We start from the raw sequence: 21,428 nt of genomic DNA, 5'->3' as shown, positions 1-21,428 counted from the left end.
GTTTCAATCACATGGGTCGTGAAGCCGTTACGGTTATCAGTCAGGCCTTTACTTTACGCCAGCGTGCTCAGCGCTGGCGTATTGTTGTGCGCGGCATCCGCCCAGGCGGACGAGCGCGATCAGCTCAAAACCATTCAGGCCGATATCGCGGCCAAAGAGCGGGCGGTACGCCAGCAGCAGCAGCAGCGTTCTTCCCTGCTGGCGCAACTCAAAAAGCAGGAAGAGGCGATCTCCGCGGCGGCACGCCAGCTGCGTGAAACCCAGAACACCCTCAGCGTATTGAATAAACAAATAGACGAGATGAATGCGTCTATCGCCAAACTTGAGCTTCAGCGTGCGGCTCAGGAGCGCAACCTTGCCGCGCAGTTAGACGCGGCCTTCCGCCAGGGTGAACACACCGGCGTCCAGCTGATCCTCAGCGGCGAAGAGAGCCAGCGCGGCCAACGCCTGCAGGCCTATTTCGGTTATCTCAACCAGGCCCGCCAGGAGACTATCGCCCAGCTGAAGCAGACGCGGGAAGAGGTCACCACGCAAAAAGCGGAGCTGGAAGAGAAGCAGAGCCAGCAGCAGACCCTGCTTTACGATCAGCAGGCGCAACAGGCCAAACTGGAACAGGCGCGCAACGAGCGTAAGAAAACCCTCGCCGGGCTGGAGTCCTCCATTCAGGAGAGCCAGGCGCAGCTGGGGGAGATGCGCGCCAACGAATCAAAACTGCGTAACAGCATCGCCCGTGCGGAAGCGGCCGCCAAAGCGCGCGCCGAGAAAGAGGCGCGTGAAGCGCAGGCCGTTCGCAACAAGCAGCAGGAAGCCTCCCGCAAAGGCACCACCTACAAACCAACAGAAAACGAACGCTCGCTGATGTCGCGCACCGGCGGTCTGGGCTCTCCGCGCGGTCAGGCCTACTGGCCGGTACGGGGCTCAATTCTGCATCGTTATGGCGAACAGCTGCAGGGTGAGCTACGTTGGAAGGGGATTGTTATCGGTGCATCGGAAGGTAGCGAAGTCAAAGCTATCGCCGATGGCCGGGTGATCCTCGCTGACTGGCTGCAGGGTTACGGCCTGGTGGTGGTGGTTGAGCACGGGAAAGGCGACATGAGTCTTTACGGCTATAACCAGAGCGCCCTGGTCAGCGTCGGCACCCAGGTTCGCGCCGGTCAGGCTATCGCCCTTGTGGGCAGCAGTGGCGGTCAGGGCCGCCCGTCACTCTATTTCGAAATTCGTCGCCAGGGTCAGGCGGTCAATCCACAGCCGTGGTTGGGAAGATAAGTTTTGCTTCAATTTCGTCGTATGGTTCTCCCCTTCGTCAGCGCACTGGCGCTGGCGATGCCGGTTTACGCAGGTAAACTCGCTATCGTCATCGATGACTTCGGTTATCGTCCACACACAGAAAATCAGGTGCTGGCGATGCCATCCGCCATCTCCGTCGCCGTGCTGCCGAACGCGCCTCACGCTCATGAAATGGCCACCAAAGCCCACAACAGCGGGCATGAGGTGTTAATCCATCTGCCGATGGCACCGCTCAGCAAACAGCCGCTGGAAAAAGACACCCTCCGTCCGGAGATGAGCAGCGATGAGATCGAGCGCATCATCCGCGAGGCGTATGGCAAAGTGCCTTATGCCGTGGGGCTGAATAATCACATGGGCAGCGCCATGACCTCCAGCCTGTTTGGCATGCAGAAGGTGATGCAGTCGCTTGAGCGCTACAACCTTTACTTCCTCGACAGCATGACCATCGGCAACAGCCAGGCGATGCGCGCCGCACAGGGCACCGGCGTGAAGGTGATCAAGCGCAAAGTGTTCCTCGATGACACGCAAAACGAGGCCGATATCCGCGTCCAGTTTAACCGCGCCGTGCAGGTGGCCCGCCGCTCAGGCTCGGCGATCGCCATCGGTCACCCTCATCCGTCCACCGTCCGCGTGTTACAGCAGATGCTGCCCACCCTGCCTGCGGATATTACCCTGGTGCCGGCCAGCAGCCTGCTCAATGAGCCGCAGGTAGATACCTCCCGGCCGGTTAGCCCGCCACCCGCTGGCACCGCGCCTGGCACCAAACCGCGTAACCCGTTCCGCGGCGTAACGCTTTGTGCGCCGAAGCAGCCGCCGGAGCCGGTCTATGTGACCCGCTACTTCTCGGTGATTGGGGAGAGCATCAGCCAGAGTTCGCTGGTGAAATACGTTCAGCTGCAGTGGCAGGGTTGGGGTAAGAAAAGCTGATCCCCGCCGTGAGGCGGGATCCTTTACTCGACGACGTGAGAGTCTGCGTGCTTTTTGGCCGCAGACGCTTTTTGTTCCTGATGTTGATACCAGGCTTTGAAATATTTCAGGAAGCTGTAAGAGGTGGCATAGAGACCGGTCACTACCCCCACTCTCCCCTGTCGCCACGCGCCGCTGAACAGATACCACTTGAAGAACGCGCCGATGGCGCTAATGACGCCGCGTGCAATAGAAGGGCGTACGGTCTGGTACTTCACCAGACGGCTGGTGTAGCTGTTCAGCTTGTTGAAGACCTCATGCAGCGAATAGAAGGTGTCATGGCGCACACGGCCAGGAATTTTAACGGACTGGATCGCCCCTTCCACTTTGTCATCCACCGGACGCTGATTAAACCGCGCCTGGGTGCGGTTAAAGAGCCGTACCGGGAAATCGGGCGAGGAGACGGGATAGATCGTCCGCACCTCTTCCCCTAAGACATGCCAGTAGCGGGCGATCCGCCAGGCCTGCTGAGGATGAGGTTCATCACCGGCCTTGAGGCGCAGGATAAAATCGACGGTTTCAGCATCGAGGATCTCATCGCTGTCCATGCACAGCACCCAGTCACTGCTCGCCAGATCGATAGCGTGGTTCATCTGCACGCCATGCATGGTATAGGGCTGATGATGGGGGGTGATGCCGTATTCCTGGCAAATCGCTAAGGTGGCGTCGTGACTGCCCGAGTCGAGGACGATGAGCTCATCGGCAACAACGATCAACGGAGGCAGGACTTCACGCAGCAGTCGTGCTGAGTTACAGGTCAATAAACAAACGGTGAGCTTGAACATAGGCGCTGTAAAGTTGAGTAAACTTCCCCAAACTCTATAAGCGAAGGCGGTAAAAAGCGAAGAAAAGCTGGCAAATATCCGGTTATGGACTGAAAAACGTGAGGCCAGCGAAAAAAAGCGCCCGCAGGCGCTTTTCGTTTAATCCCAGCTCAGGATCACTTTTCCGGACTGGCCGGAACGCATCGCGTCAAAGCCCTGCTGGAACTCATCGATGGAGAAGCGATGGGTAATGATTGGCGACAGATCCAGACCCGACTGGATCAGCGCCGCCATCTTGTACCAGGTTTCGAACATCTCGCGACCATAAATGCCCTTGATGAACAGCCCCTTGAAAATCACCTTGTTCCAGTCGATGGACATATCTGACGGTGGAATACCCAGCATCGCGATACGACCACCGTGGTTCATGGTGTCGAGCATGGTGCGGAATGCCGGTGGCGCGCCGGACATCTCCAGGCCGACGTCAAAGCCTTCGGTCATCCCCAGCTCTTCCATCACGTCGTTCAGGTTCTCTTTAGAGACGTCCACCGCGCGGGTGACGCCCATCTTGCGCGCCAGCGACAGGCGGTATTCGTTCACGTCGGTGATCACCACGTTGCGCGCACCCACATGCTTCGCCACGGCCGCCGCCATGATGCCGATCGGGCCTGCACCGGAGACCAGCACGTCTTCGCCTACCAGGTCGAATGACAGCGCCGTGTGCACCGCGTTGCCGAACGGGTCAAAGATAGAGGCCAGATCGTCAGAGATATTGTCCGGGATTTTGAAAGCGTTGAACGCCGGGATCACCAGGTATTCTGCGAAGCAGCCCGGGCGGTTGACGCCCACACCGACGGTGTTACGGCACAGATGCGTGCGTCCGCCGCGGCAGTTACGGCAGTGGCCGCAGGTGATATGGCCTTCGCCGGAGACGCGATCGCCAATTTTAAAGCCTTTTACTTCCTGACCAATGCCAACCACTTCGCCGACATATTCGTGACCCACCACCATCGGCACCGGAATGGTCTTCTGTGACCACTGATCCCAGTTGTAGATATGCACGTCAGTACCGCAGATGGCGGTTTTACGGATCTTGATCAGCAGATCGTTGTGACCCACTTCCGGTTCCGGAACGTCGGTCATCCAGATGCCTTCTTCCGCTTTCAGTTTGGATAATGCTTTCATTACGCGTCCTCAGGCAATCACGCCCAGTTGTTTGCCGATGCGGGTAAAGGCTTCCACCGCACGCTCAATTTGTTCAGGGGAATGCGCCGCCGACATCTGGGTGCGAATACGCGCCTGGCCTTTTGGCACCACCGGGAAGAAGAAACCGGTGACGTAAATGCCCTCTTTCTGCAGTTCACGCGCGAAGTTCTGCGCCACCACTGCATCGCCCAGCATCACCGGGATAATGGCGTGATCGGCACCGGCCAGGGTAAAGCCCGCAGCGGTCATTTTTTCGCGGAACAGTCGGGCGTTAGCCCACAGGCGGTCGCGCAGTTCGGCACCGGACTCCACCATCTCCAGCACCTTGATGGAGGCGGAAACAATGGCCGGGGCCAGGGAGTTGGAGAACAGGTACGGGCGGGAGCGCTGGCGCAGCCACTCCACCACCTCTTTGCGGGCGGCGGTATAGCCGCCGGACGCGCCGCCGAGCGCTTTGCCCAGGGTGCCGGTGATGATGTCTACCCGGCCCATCACCTCACAGTATTCGTGGGAGCCACGACCGTTCTCGCCGACAAAACCAACGGCGTGCGAGTCATCGACCATCACCAGCGCATCGTATTTGTCTGCCAGGTCGCAGACGCCTTTCAGGTTGGCGATCACGCCATCCATGGAGAACACGCCGTCGGTGGCGATCAGCACGTGGCGCGCACCGGCCTCGCGGGCCTCTTTCAGGCGGGCTTCCAGCTCAACCATGTCGTTGTTGGCGTAGCGGAAACGCTTCGCTTTACACAGACGCACGCCGTCAATGATCGACGCGTGGTTCAGGGCATCGGAGATAATGGCATCTTCCGCGCCGAGCAGGGTCTCAAACAGACCGCCGTTGGCGTCGAAGCAGGAGGAGTACAGAATCGCATCTTCCATACCGAGGAAGGCGGCCAGCTTGCTCTCCAGCGCCTTGTGGCTGTCCTGGGTGCCGCAGATGAAACGCACGGAGGCCATGCCAAAACCGTGGGTGTCCATGCCCGCTTTAGCAGCAGCGATCAGCTCAGGGTGATTCGCAAGACCTAAATAGTTGTTGGCGCAGAAGTTGATCACGTGGCTGCCGTCGGCAACGGTGATATCCGCCTGTTGAGCGGAGGTAATGATTCGCTCTTCTTTGAACAACCCTTCCGCTCGCGCGGTTTCCAGGTCACTGTTTAACTGTTTGTAAAAATCACCACGCATTGCAATTCTCCAGACTCGGCAAATTTCGGCACATATTACCCAAAGCTATACGCCGATACGAGATGACGCATTAACAGTTCTCGTTTTTGCAGCATAAATCACGTGTACCCCTGCGCTGTGAAGGTGAATGGCTGAAGGGCAGCCATACTAATGATATGATAGAAACATTCGCGTCCGGGATTGTCCCCGGGCTCCACACTTCAAAGGTTACAGCTATGATCATCGTTACCGGCGGCGCGGGCTTTATCGGCAGCAATATTATTAAGGCCCTCAATGACAAAGGCATCACCGACATTCTGGTGGTGGACAACCTGAAAGACGGCACCAAGTTTGTTAACCTGGTGGATCTGAACATTGCCGACTACATGGATAAAGAAGATTTCCTGATCCAGATTATGGCGGGTGAAGAGTTCGGTGAGATCGAGGCTATCTTCCATGAAGGCGCCTGCTCTTCCACCACCGAGTGGGACGGCAAGTACATGATGGATAACAACTATCAGTACTCCAAAGAGATCCTGCACTACTGCCTGGAACGTGAAATTCCGTTCCTGTACGCCTCTTCCGCGGCGACCTACGGCGGCCGCACCTCTGACTTTATTGAATCCCGTGAATACGAGCAGCCGCTGAACGTCTACGGTTACTCCAAGTTCCTGTTCGACGAATACGTCCGCCAGGTGCTGCCAGAAGCGAACTCGCAGATCGTCGGCTTCCGCTACTTCAACGTCTACGGACCACGCGAAGGTCACAAAGGCAGCATGGCAAGCGTGGCCTTCCACCTGAACACCCAGTTGAATAATGGCGAAAGTCCGAAACTGTTCGAAGGTAGCGACGGCTTTAAGCGTGACTTCGTTTACGTGGGCGACGTAGCGGCAGTTAACCTGTGGTTCTGGGAAAACGGCGTCTCCGGCATTTTCAACCTGGGTACAGGCCGCGCGGAATCCTTCCAGGCGGTAGCCGATGCTGCGCTGGCGTATCATCAGAAAGGCAGCCTTGAGTACATCCCGTTCCCGGATAAGCTGAAAGGCCGCTACCAGGCATTCACCCAGGCGGATCTGACCAACCTGCGTGCCGCAGGCTACGACAAGCCGTTTAAGACCGTTGCCGAAGGCGTAACGGAATATATGGCCTGGCTGAACCGAGGCGCATAAGACATCCCTATGAGAATACTGGTGATTGGCCCGTCATGGGTGGGCGACATGATGATGTCGCAAAGTCTCTATCGCACGCTCAAGGCGCGCTATCCCCAGGCGATAATCGACGTGATGGCACCCGCATGGTGCCGTCCGCTGTTATCGCGAATGCCGGAAGTGAACGAGGCGATCCCGATGCCGCTTGGCCACGGGGCGCTGGAACTCGCCGAGCGCCGCAAGCTCGGTCATAACCTGCGCGACAAGCGCTACGATCGCGCCTACGTGCTGCCTAACTCCTTCAAGTCCGCGCTGGTGCCTTTCTTTGCCAGCGTGCCGCACCGCACCGGCTGGCGTGGCGAGATGCGCTACGGCCTGCTGAACGACGCCCGGATACTGGATAAAGAGGCCTGGCCGCTGATGGTGGAGCGCTACGTGGCGCTGGCCTACGACAAAGGCGTGATGCGCAGCGCGAAAGATCTGCCGCAGCCGCTGCTGTGGCCGCAGCTCCAGGTCCACGAGGGTGAGAAATCCCAGACCTGCAACGCCTTTGGCCTGTTGCCCGATCGTCCGCTGATTGGCTTCTGCCCGGGCGCGGAATTTGGCCCGGCGAAGCGCTGGCCGCACTATCACTATGCCGAGCTGGCGAAGCAGCTGATCGACGAAGGCTATCAGATTGTACTGTTCGGCTCGGCGAAAGATCATGAGGCGGGCAATGAAATTCTCGCCACGCTGAACGTCGAGCAGCAGGCCTGGTGCCGTAATCTGGCCGGGGAAACCCAGCTGGAGCAGGCCGTCATTCTGCTGGCCGCCTGTAAGGCCGTGGTGACTAACGACTCTGGCCTGATGCACGTTGCCGCGGCGCTGAACCGCCCGCTGGTGGCGCTGTACGGCCCAAGCAGCCCGGACTTTACCCCGCCGCTGTCGCATAAAGCCCGCGTGATCCGCCTGATCACCGGCTACCACAAAGTACGTAAGGGTGACGCCGCCGAAGGCTATCACCAGAGCCTGATCGACATTACCCCGCAGCGTGTCCTCGATGAGCTTAACGAACTGCTGTTGAGTGAAGAAGGATAACGGATGCGGGTACTGATCGTTAAAACCTCCTCGATGGGCGACGTGCTGCATACGTTGCCCTCGCTCACTGACGCCATGAAGGCTATCCCGGGCATTCGTTTTGACTGGGTAGTGGAAGAAGGCTTCGCGCAGATCCCTGGCTGGCATGAAGCCGTCGACCGGGTGATCCCGGTGGCGATCCGTCGCTGGCGCAAAGCCTGGTTCTCCGCGCCGGTTAAGGCCGAGCGTCAGGCCTTTCGCAACGCGGTTCAGGCCCAGCATTATGATGCCATCATTGACGCCCAGGGGCTGGTCAAAAGCGCGGCGCTGGTCACCCGGCTAGCGCACGGCGTGAAGCACGGGATGGACTGGAATAGCGCGCGCGAACCGCTGGCGAGCCTGTTCTATACCCGCCGCCACGCGATCGCGAAGCAGCAGCACGCTGTCGAACGCACGCGCGAGCTGTTCGCCAAAAGCCTGGGCTACGCAAAACCGCAAATGCAGGGCGATTACGCCATTTCCCGGCATTTCCTGCACGACGCAGAGCACGCAAGTACGCCTTATCTCATCTTCCTGCACGCCACCACCCGGGATGATAAACACTGGCCGGAAGCCCACTGGCGCGATCTTATCGGCCTGCTGAGCGGTACAGGCCTGCGCATCAGGCTCCCGTGGGGAGCCCCGCACGAAGAGGCGCGGGCGAAGCGGCTGGCAGAAGGCTTTGACTACGTGGACGTGCTGCCCCGTATGAAGCTGGACGGCGTGGCGCAGCAGCTGGCAGGCGCCACGGCGGTCGTGTCCGTGGATACCGGCCTCAGCCACCTGACGGCGGCGCTGGATCGTCCTAATATTACGCTTTACGGCCCGACGGATCCGGGTCTGATTGGCGGCTACGGAAAAAATCAATATATCTGCCGCCCGGAACATTCATCGCAGCTGAGCGACCTTTCCGCCGCTGCGGTATTTGCGCAATTAGAGCCGTTGCTGGCAGCAGAGAGAGCCTATGTCTGATTTTTTCTCAGCGGAGCGCCCACCGAAGCGCGTGCTGATCGTTAAGCTGCGTCACCACGGTGATGTCCTGCTGACCTCGCCGGTCTTCACGGTGCTGAAAAAGAACTACCCCGATGTCGAAGTGGATGCCCTGGTGTATGACGACACCCAGGCGATGCTCACCAGCCATCCGTATATTGACCAGGTGCATACCATTGGCCGCAACTGGCGTAAAAAAGGCTGGTTCGCGCAGTTCCGCCTGTACCGAGCCCTGCTGAACACCCTGAAGGCGCGCCAGTATGACGTGCTGATCAATCTCACCGAACACTGGCACGGCGCGCGGCTGGCGCGTCGTCTGAAACCGCGCGTGTCCGTCGGCTTTAAGCCCGATAAACGCGGCGGGCTGGCGCGTCGCCGGTGGGTGAAATCTTTCACCACCCTCTATCCGGCGATCCAGGATAACAGCCGCCATATGGTGGAGGTGAATCTGGATGCGCTGCGGCGGATCGGCATTCATCCGCAGACCGATGCCGATAAACACACCCTGTTTGTGCCGGGCGATGCGGCGGAAGCGTCGATTGCAGAGAAACTGGCCGGGTTCGGGCTGGCAAGTCAGTCCTACATTCTGGTGCACCCGACGTCGCGCTGGATGTTTAAGGCCTGGGATATTAACAAGCTGGCAGTCACCATTGATAACCTGGCGGCCCGCGGCCTGCCGATTATCCTCTCAGCGGCGCCGTCAAAAGAAGAGACCGCCTATATGGATGAGCTGCGTGCCGCACTCACCCAGCCGGTGTTTGATTTAAGCGGCCAGCTTAACCTGAAAGAGCTGGGCGCGCTGATGAAGCACGCGCGGGTCTACTTCGGTGTGGACTCGATGCCGATGCACCTCGCCAGCGCGGTGGGAACGCCAACCGTCGCCATCTTCGGCCCAACCGGGGCAATTAAGTGGGCGCCGTGGGGCGTGAACTACCGGGTGATCGTTGCCGGCTTTACCTGTCAGCCCTGCGGTAAAGCGGGCTGCGGCGACAGCGGTGTCTCCGACTGCATTACGGCGATCACCCCGCAAATGGTGCTGAGCGCCATCGATACCCTGCTGCTGGAAAACCCGACATGAAGCTGGCTATCGTTCGACAGACCTATAATCCCAACGGCGGTGCCGAGCGCTTTGTCTCCCGCGCCCTGAACGTGCTGGCGCAGGATACCGCCCTGGACGTGACCCTGATCGCCCGTCAGTGGGAAGACGCCGCCGGCTGGCAAACGCTGACGGTCAATCCCGCATTCCGCAACCGCCTCGATCGCGAATCGGGTTTTGCCGCCGCCGCCGCGGCGAAGTTTGCGCAGTTCGATATCGTGCAGAGCCACGAGCGCATTCCGGGGGCAACCATCTTCCGTGCCGGGGATGGCGTGCACGCCACCTGGCTTGAGCAGTATAACCGCATCCAGTCACCGCTGGCGCGCTGGGCGCAGTCCCTGAGCCGCTATCATCGCTATATTTTGCAGGCGGAAACGGAGATGTTCACCCATCCTGCGCTGCGCAAAGTGATCTGCAACTCGAAGATGGTGCGGGACGATATCGCCCGCCGTTTTGGCCTGCCGGATGACAAGCTGACGGTGATCTACAACGGTGTGGATACCGCCCACTTTAGCCCGCAAGTTCGTGCGCTTTCCCAACGTGATGCGCTGGGGATCCCACAGGCAGCACCGGTGTTGGCCTATGTCGGTTCCGGCTTCAGCCGTAAAGGGGTGGCGACGGCACTGCGCGCTATAGTTCCTCATCCGGATGTCTGGCTGCTGGTCGCCGGGCGCGATAAACACGCGCGCAAATTCGAAAAGCTGGCGCAGTCCCTCGGCATCGCGTCCCGGGTGCGTTTTCTGGGACCGGTTGCCGATGTCCGTCAGGTGTATGGCTCCGCCGATGCGCTGTTCCTGCCGACCCTTTACGATCCCTTTCCGAATGTCTGCGTCGAAGCCCTGGCCTGCGGCCTGCCGCTGCTCACCAGCCATGGCTGCGGCGCAGCGGAGTGGATTGAAGAGGGCGTTAACGGCTGGGTGCGCGACGCGCTCGACCGCGACGGGTATCAACAGGCGATAAGCCTCTGGCTTCAGGGCCGTGAACAGGGCGTGGATTACTCAGCGGCGGCACGCGCCACGGCTGAGCCTTATACCCTGGAACGGATGGCGAAAGAGTTGCAGGCGCTCTATCGCGACCTGCTGCGCTGAGCCGCGGTGGAAAAGACCTTTTCCATCGCCTCCAGCATGCACTCGCGGGTGAAATGGCTGCACAGGTAATCGTACCCCTGCTGCGCCAGCTTTTCGCGCAGCGCGGCATCGTCATGCAGTTTGACAATCGCCTCGCGCAACGCCGTTTCGTCGCGCTGCGCAATCAGGATCCCGGTCTGGCCGTTGATGACGGCATCTGCCGTTCCGCCCGCGTCGGTGGCGATAGTAGCGATGCGCGAGGCCAGCGACTGCAGCACCCCCTGCGGGAGGCCTTCCATATCGTGCGACGGGCTGAGCGCGACATCAAAGGCCGGGAACCAGCGTTCAGGATCGCTGCGATGCCCCGCCATCACCACCCGCTGATGTAATCCCAGGTCGACAATCTCCTGCTCCAGCGTCGCTTTATGTGGCCCTTCACCGACAATCGCCAATTTGATGTGCGGATTATCAATGGCGGCCAGGGCACGCAGCAACACGCTATGGCCTTTGTTAGGCCGCAGGTGCGATACCACGCCCAGCCAGAAATCCGCCTGCGACAGGCCGCAATCTTCACGTGCGGTCTGTTTATCCCCCGGGTGAAAACGCCGGGTATCCACGCCGCTCGGCACAGAGGTGCTCTGAGCCATCGGCACGCCGATATCCGCCATCTGCTGGCGCAGCGCCTCTCCGGTGGTCACAATATGGGCGCAGGCTTTACGAAACAGCCAGCGGGTAGTCCAGTTATTGCGCGGTACGCCGGAGGCGTGACGGGTACGCACCAGCGGAATTGGGTTCGAAAGGGTAAGATTGGCCAGCGCCACCAGCCAGGTATCGGCAGAATTGTGACTGTTGATGACATCAACGGACTGGCGATTCTCTTTCAGCCAGCGACGCAGCTGCCGCAGGTTATGCAGGTTTTTACGCCGAAGCGGCATAGTCACCACCGTTAACCCGGCATCGCGTGCCAGGCCGTGTAGGGGTGCACTGTCCGGGCAAAGTATGGTCACCTGATGGCCGCGCTGAATCATCCCTAAGGACTCATTAATGATGCGTAATGGCTGACCGCCCTTACCGCCGTCTGCTTCAGTGTGAACAATATGCATACTTTTCCTGTTTATTGTGCAATGACTTGCCGTAACAGCAAATTATAACCGTTACGGCTGGGGTAATACATAAAGCCTGGTGTCGGAAAGCGCCTAACGGATTATTCTTGCTTACAAACATTGTCCTTCTGTAGGCCAGGTATTTGTGATAGTTTTCTCTGGCTTTTTATTTCCCACGGAAAAACCGTGGAGATCGCTCACAGCGTTGTTAACCAGCCGGTCAAGAACCGAAAATCCTTAACCAGCCCTAAATATATGACAAATACTCGTAACATTCTGACAGGTCTGTTAGTCCTTGCTGTACTGGCTTTATGTTTTGTCTGGCCTATTCCAAACGATCAGCTGCCGTTTCACCGCAATGGATTGATTTATCCCATTGTCGCCGTGGCACTTGGCCTGTTTTTTAGTGGGATAACAACCAGACAACGGCTGGATTTAAGCAAAATTAAGTTCGTTCTTATTGTGATATGGGCGTTAACTTTCTTTATTCTGATTAATGGTTTTTTTGTCGCCCCGGACATAAAAGAAATGGTTTCTGCCTGGAGTGGCCAGTGGTTACGCCCGGTATTACTGTTCTGCGCTGGCCTGGTATTATTACCGGCGATCCAGAGAACATTCCCCTCCATGACCGCCGCCCGCTTCTTTACGCTGGTGATCCTCTTCTTCTGGGGCGTAGTCTGCGTACATTTACTGGATACTGTCTGGCTTTACTGGCGCGACGGTTATATTCACTGGGGTGAAACGCGGATCGTCTTTAACCGCACCCGCATGAGCTTCCAGATCAACATGATCACCGGCTTTATCCTGGCCGAGTTGCTGGCACGCGGTCTGTTACATCAACGTTTCCTGCGCCTGAACACCCCCGTTCTGGGGTTGATGCTTTTAAGCAACCTGCTGTGTACCGCGCTGGTAGACACCCGCTGGGGCACCATCGGTCTGGTCGGCAGCCTGTTCTCAACCTTTATCCTGTTGAGCCTGCACAGCATGCGCCGCAGCAGAGTCATCGTCACCGGTGGCATTCTGGTTGGTCTTATTATTGTTTCTGCGCTACTTGGTTACGCCTCATGGAAAACCGACCCACGCTGGCAAAACCTGGAAAGTGATGCCATTGCTGGCTGGAATGCCCCCTTCACAAGCTTTTGTTACAATAAAACTGACGGAACGGTACCGGTTAACAGTCTGGGCGTACCCATGAACCATTCCAATGGCTGTCGGGCCAGTTTCTTCCACCAGGGCTGGAGCCTGATTGCGGAACACCCGGTAGGCATAGGAGCCAAAAAAGAGGCGTTCCGCTATGTGCTGCGTCGGGATACCCAGGATAACCGTATTAACATCCCCCACAGCCACTACGGCCTGATTGAATTTGGTATCCAGAACGGTGTCATTGGCATCGCGGGCTGGCTGATTCTGCTGGTGGGCTGCTGGTATATCGGCTGGCGGGAATTCCGTCGCGGCAACATCATGGTGGGTATGTTCTTATTACTCTTTACCATCGGTTTCTTCTCCAGAACCATGGTCGATCACAATCTGGTCGATCACTTCCTGGAGCAGTATATGTTTCTGACCGGCTTGCTGGTTGGCATGTGTGCCCTGCGCCCTGCGCAGAGCGAAAATCAAACGACCTAACCTCTCTGAAGCGCCAGTGTGAATAATCACCCTGGCGCGGAACGCTTTAGCCTGTCGGCTGTCGAATTGCCAGCAAATGGCCTCGTTATACCCTTTTTATTGCTGCGTATTTTTACGGAGAAAGCATGTCTGAAACGCCTCAATTAAGCCTCATCGTTGCCGTATTTAATGGCGAAAAATTCCTGAGCGCTTTTTTTGACAGCATTAAACAGCAGAATTTATCGAGCCTGGAACTCATTATCGTTAATGACGGCTCAACGGATCGCTCAGCTGAAATTATTGCCCGCTATGCCAGTGAATTTAGCCATTTCAAGATAATCGATCAGCCTAATGGCGGCGTATCGGCCGCGCGCAATACCGGTCTTGCCCAGGCGACAGGCGAATACGTTGCCTTCCCCGATATAGATGACGTTATTTATCCGGGCATGTACCCGCGCCTGCTGGATATTGCCTTTGCGGGCCAGCTGGATGTGGCGACCTGTAACGGTACCTATATTTATGACGACGGCCGACCGTCGAAAAAGATTTTTCCGTCCGACAAGCTGGCTTCAACAGAGGTGCTGGATGGCCCGGAATGGCTGCAGATGGCGCTGGCCTCGCGCAAATTCCTGCACGTCACCTGGCTGAATATCTATCGCCACGCCTTTATCAAAGCACAGGGTTTTACCTTCGAACATGGCCTGCGTCATCAGGATATTCCCTGGACCACAGAAGTGCTGCTGACGGCCAAACGCGTGCAGTACGTGGATGAAGTTTATTATGACTATCTGATCCACTCGGCGTCGGTATCGCACACGCCAGGCACCGACGATACGCGGATGCGCTCTTCACGTCACTATATGAAAATCCTCGAAATGCTGGATGCCATCAATAAACGCTATCCGGAACAGGTGAAGCGCGCCCCGGCCTGCCAGTGGCAAATCGCCAAAGAGGGGCTGGGTATTCTGCACAGCATCAATAACATTGAAGACAGCGCGAAAAAACGCGAAATCACCCAGGAACTGTTCGATCGCGGCATCTGGTCGATGATCTGGCAAAACGCGCGGGGTTTGCGGCAGCGCTGGCGCCTGGGACGTCGTTACTTCCGTCTTAAAAAACTCGTCAAATGAAAGTGTAATTATGAACAAGCTAAAAGTGCATGTTGTCTCAAGGCAGGATTACATCGCGACGAATTTTGCTGATTTTCAGACACTGTTGGATCAGGTAATCAACCCTGACGATATTCCACATCGCTTCTATTGTGGTGGGCGCGGTGTCTGGACATTCCAGACCCTGCTTAGCCTGAACTACTACTATAACGGCCAGATAGAATGCTCCTGGGGCACAGAGTGTCGTGCTGATGCCATTAATTTGATGCATAACGATCACTTTGGCTCACGTGTAAAACCTTGGGTCGGTGTGACTGTTGTCGCCCGTGCCGATCGCCCCCCCGTCCTTGGTGCTGATTATGTCATCGAGCAAAATCCAGCGATCGCGTCGAATACGAGCCGTATTTATATTCCTCACTGGCCGCAACCGGGACTTAAACCTCGCGAAAGTGAGAATAATAACGTTAATAATGTCGCCTATTTTGGGGGCGTAGATAGCTTTCCGGAAGAATACCAAACAGAAGCTTTTAAACAGCGTCTGGCCGACCAAGGTATCAGTCTCCGCATCTCCTTCGATAACTGGACCGACTACCAGGACGTGGATATTTGCATAAGTTTCCGCAAATCACACGATCATAAGCTGGCCCGCAAACCCGCCAGTAAATTGATCAACAACTGGCTGGGACGTACCGTTATGGTGTGTGATGATGAGCCCTCCTTCCGCGCGATCCGCGAAAGCGAGCTCGACTACCTGATCGCCAAAACGCCGGACGAGGCCTTCGATGCCATCATGCGGCTGAAAAATTCCCCTGACCTGTATCGTCAGATGCGCGAGCAGGGTGACAAACGTCTGCAGGTTTACTCCCGCGAAGCGGTCGCCGCATGCTGGTTCAGCCTGTTTGAGGATATCTGGCGTAAAGGACTGCATAAACGCCCTGCACTGGTTCGCGCTCTGCGTTTTGGTTTCGGTAAAGCCATTCGTCCGCTGACTAAAAAGTTTTAAGCCACATTGAGTCTGTTCATGTTTAAAACATCCGCACGTTCATCACTCAGGTCGCGCCGCAATATGCTGCGTACCGTGATACTCACGCTGGTTTTCCTGGTGCTGTTTTCACTCTGTGAAATCATCATCCTGCTGAAAGACCATGTTTATCAGCCGAAATCCAGCGACATGTCGCTGTATTTGATCATTTCCGTGCTGGCGGCCGTTAGCGCCCGCTATTTCCTGACCCGTCTGCTGCTGGCGGTCACCTTTATCGTGCAGATATCGGAAGCGGTTTATTACCAGTTCTACGGCCAGTTTTACGGCCCGAGTGAAGTGTGGCTGGCCTTTGTCGAAACCAAAGATATCGCCAGCGGCATTACGGACAGTCTGGGATCGCTTGGGATCTACTTTGCCATCATGGCCGTCGCGGTGATCTTTGCGCTGGTCTTTACCCGTCGTCTGGCGCCGCAGTGGCATAAGTGGGTGGCGATGCCGTGCCTGCTGGCTATCGTGGTAATGTTTGCGGGTCAGTTCTATAAAGCCATCGACGGACAGATGTATAAATTCAACCCGGATCTGCGCCACTCTTTACTGCGCAACGGTCTGTCGGCCATGAGTTACAGCGCCATTCGCCTGATCCCGGAAGCCCTTTCCGGCGAAAACCAGAGCGTGACGCACTATGAGCCCTATAAGGTCGAGCCAGTGCAAGGCAGCCACGCCGGGAAATACTCCATCATCCTGGCGATTGGTGAAAGCCTCAACCCGCATCATGTCAGCGCCCTGGGCTACGAACGCGACACTACGCCTGAGCTGAAGGCGCTGCTGCAGCAGTATCAGGGCACGGGCCGCCTGATCGTCTCGAACGCGGTTTCAACCCGGGTGGCAATCCCGATGCTGGTCAACAACCTGCGCGAGCCGGACAACTACGCCGCCTACAAGTCGAAGTCGACTAACATCTTCACCAATGCCAAAAAGCAGGGCTACCAGACGGCGTTTATCTCCGCCCAGGGCCTGGAAGGGCTGAGCAACTGGATTGGCATCCATGATATCGACCTGTGGGAAGATACGCAGATCCGCCCGGCGCCGGACGTGGGTGCCGACGTGGTGCTGACCCCGTCCGTTGAGCAGGCGAAGCTGGACTGGAATAAACCTTTCCTGATGGTGCTGAACAGCCGCGCGCCGCATATTCCTTATGAGCGCAACATCCCGCAGGGCTTTGCGAAATTCTCCACCCCACGCCTGAGTGACGACGTGGCGCAGAAGAAAAATGAGTACGATGATGCCGTGCGTCTGTACGACAAAGAGCTGGCCTCGGCGATCCGTACCGCAATGGCGAAATCTAAACTGCCGGTGCTGGTGTTTATTACTTCGGATCACGGCGAACGCGTCGGTGATGGCGGGCTGTTCGGCCACTCGATTGTCGAGATGCCGATTGCCCAGGTGCCGTTCCTCTACTTCAGCAACGATCCGGCGTACACGATGAGCGCCATCAGCCCACAGGTTCCTCTCAACCATTACCAGATGGCGACGCTGATCAACAGGATGCTGGGGTACGCGGTCAGTAATCCGAATCAGAAGGACGATAGTTACTATATTACCGGGGGGGATATTCGCGGCCTGTCGGAGCGCGTCACCTACCACCTGAACGAACTGCCGGAAGCGGAACGTTAAGCAGAAATCATTAAACGGGCATGCAATGCCCGTTTTTTTATCTGCGAACGCACGTAACGCAGGCAAATGGCTGAGCAAAAGCGCCAAAGGGATAGCTTTAAACGGTCTAAATGCTTAGAATTTGCCCGCCGAAACTGAAAAAACGGATACTCGCTTGGAATTGTTGTATACCGCTCTGCTCTATATTATTCAGCCACTGGTGTGGCTACGACTGCTGCTACGTAGCCGTAAAGCGCCTGCCTACCGTAAACGCTGGGCTGAACGCTATGGTTACTGCCGCAACAAAGTTGCGCCGGACGGTATTCTGCTCCACTCCGTGTCCGTGGGCGAAACACTGGCGGCCATTCCGCTGGTCCGTGCCCTGCGCCACCGTTATCCGTCACTGCCGATCACCGTCACCACCATGACGCCAACCGGTTCCGAACGTGCCATGTCGGCCTTTGGCAAAGACGTGCATCACGTCTATCTGCCTTACGATTTACCCTGCGCCATGAACCGTTTCCTCAATACCGTGCGTCCTAAGCTGGTGATCGTGATGGAAACCGAACTGTGGCCAAATATGATTTCCGCCCTGCACAGCCGTAAAATTCCACTGGTAGTGGCCAACGCCCGCCTGTCGGAGCGCTCTGCGAAGGGGTATGGCAAGCTGGGCAAATTTATGCGCCGCCTGCTGAGCAAAATCACGCTGATCGCAGCCCAGAATGAAGAAGACGGCGCGCGTTTCCTGTCGCTGGGCCTGAAGCGCAATCAGCTGGCAGTTACCGGTAGCCTGAAGTTTGATATTTCTGTCACGCCGGAGCTGGCTGCCCGGGCTGTCACCCTGCGTCGCCAGTGGGCACCGCGCCGCAAAGTGTGGATCGCCACCAGCACCCACGACGGCGAAGAAGAGATTATCCTCCAGGCACATCGCCAGCTTCTGGAAAACTTCCCGGACCTGCTGTTAATCCTGGTGCCGCGCCACCCTGAGCGTTTTAAAGACGCCCGGGACATGGTGCAAAAAGGCGGGTTCAGCTTCACTATGCGCAGCAGCGGTGAAATCCCCTCCTCCAGTACTCAGGTAGTGATTGGCGATTCCATGGGCGAGCTGATGTTGCTGTACGGCATTGCTGACCTGGCTTTTGTCGGCGGTAGCCTCGTGGAGCGCGGTGGGCATAACCCGCTGGAGCCGGCGGCGCACGCCATTCCTGTGCTAATGGGGCCGCATACCTTCAACTTCAAAGATATCTGCGCCAAACTGCAGCAGGCTGACGGGCTGATTACGGTCACCGATGCGGGCTCGATCGTGAAGGAAGTTTCGACCCTGCTGACCGACGAAGACTATCGTCTGTGGTATGGCCGCCATGCCGTCGAAGTGCTGCATCAGAATCAGGGAGCATTGACCCGCCTGCTGCAACTTCTGCAACCTTACCTGCCCGTGCGGAGCCATTAATGCCTGCGCGTCTGTCGGTCGTGATGATCGCCAAAAACGCCGCAGACCTGCTGCCGGATTGCCTCGCCTCCATAACCTGGGCCGATGAGATCGTCCTGCTCGATTCCGGCAGTACCGACGCCACGGTGGAAGTCGCGCGCGCGGCCGGTGTGCAGGTCTATATCAATACCGACTGGCAGGGTTACGGCATTCAGCGCCAGCGTGCGCAACATTTCGCCACCGGCGAGTATGTCTTAATGATCGATACCGACGAGCGCGTCACGCCGGCGCTGCAACAGGCCATCCAGCGCGTGCTGGTTGCACCCCAGCCCGACGCCGTCTACAGCATCGCCCGGCGTAACTACTTCCTGGGCCGCTTTATGCGTCACAGCGGCTGGTATCCCGATCGCGTGATGCGCCTGTACGCACGCACGCGCTATCAGTACAACGATAACCTGGTGCATGAATCGCTGGACTGCGACGGCGCGCAAGTGATTACCCTCGACGGCGATCTGCTGCACCTCACCTGCCGTGATTTCGCCAGCTTCCAGCGCAAGCAGCTTAACTACGCCACGGCATGGGCCCAGGAGCGTCATCAGCGCGGTAAGACAACCTCGCTGGCGGGTATCTTCAGCCATACCGCCGGGGCGTTCCTGAAGACGCTGGTGCTGCGTGGTGGCGTGCTGGACGGTAAACAGGGCTGGTTACTGGCGGTGGTTAACGCTCAGTATACTTTTAATAAATACACCGAGCTGTGGGCGCTGAACCGCGGCTACTCAGAGAAAGCGTGAGCCATGAGCACAAAAGCGATCTATCCGGGTACCTTCGATCCCATTACCAACGGTCACATTGACATCGTCACGCGTGCCGCAAGCATGTTTGATACGGTAATTCTGGCGATTGCCGCCAGCCCCAGCAAAAAGCCGCTGTTCGACCTGGAGGAGCGGGTTGCCCTGGCGAAAGCCGCTACCGCGCACCTGCCGAATGTGGACGTCGTAGGCTTTAGCGACCTGATGGCGAACTTTGCCCGCGCTCAGCAGGCCAATATCCTGATTCGCGGCCTGCGTGCGGTGGCCGATTTTGAATATGAGATGCAGCTGGCGCATATGAACCGCCATCTGATGCCCGAGCTGGAGAGCGTCTTCCTGATGCCATCCAAAGAGTGGTCGTTTATCTCCTCCTCGCTGGTGAAAGAGGTCGCGCGCCACGCGGGTGATGTCACCCATTTCCTGCCTCCCGCCGTTCATCAGGCATTGATGGACAAGCTGAAGTAGTTCCTGCCTTTTTCTTGCCGGGCGGCGCTGCGCTTGCCCGGCCTATATATCACTTCTGGCACTGACGACAGTAGAAGGTGGCGCGCTGAGCGTGCTTCGTCGCCACAACAGGCGCGCCGCAGACCCGGCATGGCTCATCCTTACGACCGTAGACCTGCAATTCCTGGGCAAAGTAGCCCGGCTTACCGTCGCTCTGCAGGAAATCCTTCAGGGTGGTTCCGCCCTGCTCAATCGAACGCAGCAGCACTGCTTTAATTACCCTGACCAGCAGCTCGCACTCTTGCGCGGAGAGCGAGGAAGCCAGGCGATCGGGATGGATCCCGGCGGCAAAGAGCGATTCGCTGGCGTAGATGTTACCAACGCCGACCACCAGCTTGTTATCCATCAGCCAGGGTTTAATCGGGGTTTTCTTCTTCGCGCACTTCGCTTTCAGGTACTCCGCGTCAAACTCATCCGAGAGCGGCTCCGGCCCCAGGTGCGCCAGCACGTTATGCCCTTCCAGCTCTTTGGTCCACAGCCAGGCACCAAAGCGGCGCGGATCGGTATAGCGCAGCACTTTACCGTTACTCATCACCAGGTCAACGTGGTCGTGCTTTTCAGCAGGCAGCTCTTCGCTGAGGATGCGTAAGCTCCCGGACATTCCCAGATGGATGATGATCCAGCCATCCGGCAGCTCCAGCAGCAGGTACTTCGCGCGGCGCTGTACGCTGAGAACCGGTTTATCGCTCAGGGCGTGGATCTCATCAGAAACCGGCCAGCGGAGACGTCCGTTGCGGACAACAGCGTGAAGAATGGTCGCACCGACCAGGTGGGGCTCAATGCCACGACGGCTGGTCTCTACCTCAGGTAATTCAGGCATGGTTCCTCCGTTGAGATTCAGAATGCAAAAAACCCCGCAGTTGCGGGGTTTTTCAGTACGAGGAGTCTAAAATTATTTAATTTTAGCTTCTTTGTACAGTACGTGCTGGCGTACAACTGGATCGAACTTTTTCAGTTCCAGTTTTTCCGGCTTAGTACGTTTGTTCTTCGTGGTGGTGTAGAAGTGACCTGTACCAGCAGAAGAAACCAGCTTGATTTTCTCACGAATACCTTTAGCCATGATTTATTTCCTCGTTAAGTACTTAGTACTTTTCGCCACGGGCACGCAGTTCGGACAGAACTGTATCGATGCCTTTCTTATCAATAACACGCATACCTTTAGCAGATACACGCAGGGTGACAAAACGCTTCTCGCTCTCAACCCAGAAACGGTGAGAGTGCAGGTTCGGCAGGAAACGGCGTTTAGTCGCGTTCAGTGCGTGGGAACGGTTGTTACCGGTCACCGGACGCTTGCCAGTAACTTGGCAGACTCGGGACATGTCTATTCTCCAAAAATCAAATTAGCTCGAGCTTCGTATGGGGTATCGGCGCCTCGTCAGGCTTTACAGCCCAGTCATCGCGATTCTACACGTCATTCTTCAAGCTGCGTCTGCGTTGGCTGCGCTCGCTCA

The 21,428-nt window shown here is 57.3% G+C and carries 21 protein-coding genes; 14 read left to right on the top strand and 7 right to left on the bottom strand.

What is annotated here, in order from left to right:
• The first annotated feature begins 6 nt into the window (after positions 1 to 6).
• Complete coding sequence (gene envC, locus ES815_RS10515) at positions 7 to 1,266, top strand: murein hydrolase activator EnvC (protein ID WP_231600469.1); 1,260 nt, start codon at positions 7 to 9, stop codon at positions 1,264 to 1,266.
• Positions 1,267 to 1,269: 3 nt separating this feature from the next.
• Complete coding sequence (locus ES815_RS10510; protein WP_142487746.1) at positions 1,270 to 2,214, top strand: divergent polysaccharide deacetylase family protein; 945 nt, start codon at positions 1,270 to 1,272, stop codon at positions 2,212 to 2,214.
• A 23-nt stretch (positions 2,215 to 2,237) separates the two neighbouring features.
• Here the strand turns inward: ES815_RS10510 and ES815_RS10505 are convergent, their stop codons facing one another.
• From ES815_RS10505 to kbl, 3 genes are all read right to left on the bottom strand, one after another.
• Complete coding sequence (locus tag ES815_RS10505; protein WP_142487745.1) at positions 2,238 to 3,038, bottom strand: glycosyltransferase family 2 protein; 801 nt, start codon at positions 3,036 to 3,038, stop codon at positions 2,238 to 2,240.
• A 138-nt stretch (positions 3,039 to 3,176) separates the two neighbouring features.
• Positions 3,177 to 4,202, bottom strand: coding sequence for an L-threonine 3-dehydrogenase (gene tdh / locus ES815_RS10500; protein WP_142487744.1), 1,026 nt, complete (start codon positions 4,200 to 4,202; stop codon positions 3,177 to 3,179).
• A 9-nt stretch (positions 4,203 to 4,211) separates the two neighbouring features.
• Positions 4,212 to 5,408: a glycine C-acetyltransferase gene (gene kbl / locus ES815_RS10495; protein WP_142487743.1), complete on the bottom strand. Its 1,197-nt coding sequence runs from the start codon at positions 5,406 to 5,408 to the stop codon at positions 4,212 to 4,214.
• A 215-nt stretch (positions 5,409 to 5,623) separates the two neighbouring features.
• Here kbl and rfaD point away from each other — a divergent pair, with 215 nt between their 5' ends.
• From rfaD to ES815_RS10470, 5 genes are read left to right on the top strand one after another with little or no spacing between them, the layout of a single operon-like run.
• On the top strand, positions 5,624 to 6,556 hold the full coding sequence (gene rfaD, locus ES815_RS10490) for an ADP-glyceromanno-heptose 6-epimerase (protein WP_142487742.1): 933 nt from the start codon (positions 5,624 to 5,626) through the stop codon (positions 6,554 to 6,556).
• Between the two features lie 9 nt (positions 6,557 to 6,565).
• Positions 6,566 to 7,612 (top strand): ADP-heptose--LPS heptosyltransferase RfaF, encoded by a 1,047-nt coding sequence (rfaF, locus tag ES815_RS10485; RefSeq protein ID WP_142487741.1) that lies wholly within the window; start codon positions 6,566 to 6,568, stop codon positions 7,610 to 7,612.
• Positions 7,613 to 7,615: 3 nt separating this feature from the next.
• Entirely contained in the window at positions 7,616 to 8,602 is a 987-nt protein-coding gene (gene rfaC, locus ES815_RS10480; RefSeq protein WP_142487740.1) for a lipopolysaccharide heptosyltransferase RfaC, read from the top strand.
• Entirely contained in the window at positions 8,595 to 9,698 is a 1,104-nt protein-coding gene (gene rfaQ, locus ES815_RS10475) for a putative lipopolysaccharide heptosyltransferase III (RefSeq protein ID WP_142487739.1), read from the top strand. Before rfaC ends, rfaQ begins: the two co-directional genes overlap by 8 nt.
• Positions 9,695 to 10,804, top strand: coding sequence for a glycosyltransferase family 4 protein (locus ES815_RS10470; RefSeq protein ID WP_142487738.1), 1,110 nt, complete (start codon positions 9,695 to 9,697; stop codon positions 10,802 to 10,804). Before rfaQ ends, ES815_RS10470 begins: the two co-directional genes overlap by 4 nt.
• Here ES815_RS10470 and ES815_RS10465 read toward each other — a convergent pair.
• Positions 10,783 to 11,886 (bottom strand): glycosyltransferase family 4 protein, encoded by a 1,104-nt coding sequence (locus ES815_RS10465; protein WP_142487737.1) that lies wholly within the window; start codon positions 11,884 to 11,886, stop codon positions 10,783 to 10,785. The genes ES815_RS10470 and ES815_RS10465 overlap by 22 nt on opposite strands.
• A gap of 255 nt (positions 11,887 to 12,141) precedes the next feature.
• Between ES815_RS10465 and ES815_RS10460 the strand changes: the two genes are divergently transcribed.
• The 7 genes from ES815_RS10460 (at position 12,142) to coaD (ending at position 19,938) form a co-directional block, all read left to right on the top strand.
• On the top strand, positions 12,142 to 13,512 hold the full coding sequence (locus ES815_RS10460) for an O-antigen ligase (RefSeq protein ID WP_142487736.1): 1,371 nt from the start codon (positions 12,142 to 12,144) through the stop codon (positions 13,510 to 13,512).
• 125 nt (positions 13,513 to 13,637) lie between these two features.
• Complete coding sequence (locus ES815_RS10455) at positions 13,638 to 14,621, top strand: glycosyltransferase (protein WP_142487735.1); 984 nt, start codon at positions 13,638 to 13,640, stop codon at positions 14,619 to 14,621.
• Between the two features lie 10 nt (positions 14,622 to 14,631).
• Positions 14,632 to 15,603 carry a glycosyltransferase family 4 protein gene (locus tag ES815_RS10450; protein ID WP_142487734.1) on the top strand — a complete coding sequence of 324 codons (972 nt, stop codon included), beginning with the start codon at positions 14,632 to 14,634 and terminating at the stop codon, positions 15,601 to 15,603.
• A gap of 18 nt (positions 15,604 to 15,621) precedes the next feature.
• Entirely contained in the window at positions 15,622 to 17,256 is a 1,635-nt protein-coding gene (locus ES815_RS10445) for a sulfatase-like hydrolase/transferase (RefSeq protein WP_142487733.1), read from the top strand.
• Between the two features lie 154 nt (positions 17,257 to 17,410).
• Complete coding sequence (waaA, locus tag ES815_RS10440) at positions 17,411 to 18,685, top strand: lipid IV(A) 3-deoxy-D-manno-octulosonic acid transferase (protein WP_142487732.1); 1,275 nt, start codon at positions 17,411 to 17,413, stop codon at positions 18,683 to 18,685.
• Positions 18,685 to 19,455 (top strand): glycosyltransferase family 2 protein, encoded by a 771-nt coding sequence (locus tag ES815_RS10435; RefSeq protein ID WP_142487731.1) that lies wholly within the window; start codon positions 18,685 to 18,687, stop codon positions 19,453 to 19,455. The genes waaA and ES815_RS10435 overlap by 1 nt, the downstream gene beginning before the upstream one ends.
• A gap of 3 nt (positions 19,456 to 19,458) precedes the next feature.
• Positions 19,459 to 19,938 (top strand): pantetheine-phosphate adenylyltransferase, encoded by a 480-nt coding sequence (coaD, locus tag ES815_RS10430; protein WP_142487730.1) that lies wholly within the window; start codon positions 19,459 to 19,461, stop codon positions 19,936 to 19,938.
• 49 nt (positions 19,939 to 19,987) lie between these two features.
• On the opposite strand, the gene mutM is transcribed toward coaD, so the two are convergent.
• From mutM to rpmB, 3 genes are all read right to left on the bottom strand, one after another.
• Positions 19,988 to 20,797: a bifunctional DNA-formamidopyrimidine glycosylase/DNA-(apurinic or apyrimidinic site) lyase gene (gene mutM / locus ES815_RS10425; RefSeq protein WP_142487729.1), complete on the bottom strand. Its 810-nt coding sequence runs from the start codon at positions 20,795 to 20,797 to the stop codon at positions 19,988 to 19,990.
• Between the two features lie 72 nt (positions 20,798 to 20,869).
• A complete protein-coding gene (gene rpmG / locus ES815_RS10420; RefSeq protein WP_003024094.1) occupies positions 20,870 to 21,037 on the bottom strand; it encodes a 50S ribosomal protein L33 in 168 nt (55 codons plus the stop codon).
• Between the two features lie 22 nt (positions 21,038 to 21,059).
• The gene (gene rpmB, locus ES815_RS10415; RefSeq protein WP_002436699.1) at positions 21,060 to 21,296 is read right to left on the bottom strand and encodes a 50S ribosomal protein L28; all 237 of its coding nucleotides are present in this window, start codon (positions 21,294 to 21,296) and stop codon (positions 21,060 to 21,062) included.
• Positions 21,297 to 21,428 lie beyond the last annotated feature (132 nt).

This window comes from Leclercia adecarboxylata (assembly GCF_006874705.1).
GTDB classification, from domain to species: domain Bacteria; phylum Pseudomonadota; class Gammaproteobacteria; order Enterobacterales; family Enterobacteriaceae; genus Enterobacter; species Enterobacter adecarboxylatus_C.
Note: the sequence above shows the minus strand (reverse complement) of the source record. Positions and strands in the feature narration are given on the sequence as shown.

Excerpts from the sequence above, each read along its gene's own strand:
- ES815_RS10505 (WP_142487745.1), bottom strand. The coding sequence starts at position 3,038 with ATGTTCAAGCTCACCGTTTGTTTATTGACCTGTAACTCAGCACGACTG.
- tdh (WP_142487744.1), bottom strand. The coding sequence starts at position 4,202 with ATGAAAGCATTATCCAAACTGAAAGCGGAAGAAGGCATCTGGATGACC.
- kbl (WP_142487743.1), bottom strand. The coding sequence starts at position 5,408 with ATGCGTGGTGATTTTTACAAACAGTTAAACAGTGACCTGGAAACCGCG.
- rfaD (WP_142487742.1), top strand. The coding sequence starts at position 5,624 with ATGATCATCGTTACCGGCGGCGCGGGCTTTATCGGCAGCAATATTATT.
- rfaF (WP_142487741.1), top strand. The coding sequence starts at position 6,566 with ATGAGAATACTGGTGATTGGCCCGTCATGGGTGGGCGACATGATGATG.
- rfaC (WP_142487740.1), top strand. The coding sequence starts at position 7,616 with ATGCGGGTACTGATCGTTAAAACCTCCTCGATGGGCGACGTGCTGCAT.
- rfaQ (WP_142487739.1), top strand. The coding sequence starts at position 8,595 with ATGTCTGATTTTTTCTCAGCGGAGCGCCCACCGAAGCGCGTGCTGATC.
- ES815_RS10470 (WP_142487738.1), top strand. The coding sequence starts at position 9,695 with ATGAAGCTGGCTATCGTTCGACAGACCTATAATCCCAACGGCGGTGCC.
- ES815_RS10465 (WP_142487737.1), bottom strand. The coding sequence starts at position 11,886 with ATGCATATTGTTCACACTGAAGCAGACGGCGGTAAGGGCGGTCAGCCA.
- ES815_RS10460 (WP_142487736.1), top strand. The coding sequence starts at position 12,142 with ATGACAAATACTCGTAACATTCTGACAGGTCTGTTAGTCCTTGCTGTA.
- ES815_RS10455 (WP_142487735.1), top strand. The coding sequence starts at position 13,638 with ATGTCTGAAACGCCTCAATTAAGCCTCATCGTTGCCGTATTTAATGGC.
- ES815_RS10450 (WP_142487734.1), top strand. The coding sequence starts at position 14,632 with ATGAACAAGCTAAAAGTGCATGTTGTCTCAAGGCAGGATTACATCGCG.
- ES815_RS10445 (WP_142487733.1), top strand. The coding sequence starts at position 15,622 with ATGTTTAAAACATCCGCACGTTCATCACTCAGGTCGCGCCGCAATATG.
- ES815_RS10435 (WP_142487731.1), top strand. The coding sequence starts at position 18,685 with ATGCCTGCGCGTCTGTCGGTCGTGATGATCGCCAAAAACGCCGCAGAC.
- coaD (WP_142487730.1), top strand. The coding sequence starts at position 19,459 with ATGAGCACAAAAGCGATCTATCCGGGTACCTTCGATCCCATTACCAAC.
- mutM (WP_142487729.1), bottom strand. The coding sequence starts at position 20,797 with ATGCCTGAATTACCTGAGGTAGAGACCAGCCGTCGTGGCATTGAGCCC.
- rpmG (WP_003024094.1), bottom strand. The coding sequence starts at position 21,037 with ATGGCTAAAGGTATTCGTGAGAAAATCAAGCTGGTTTCTTCTGCTGGT.
- rpmB (WP_002436699.1), bottom strand. The coding sequence starts at position 21,296 with ATGTCCCGAGTCTGCCAAGTTACTGGCAAGCGTCCGGTGACCGGTAAC.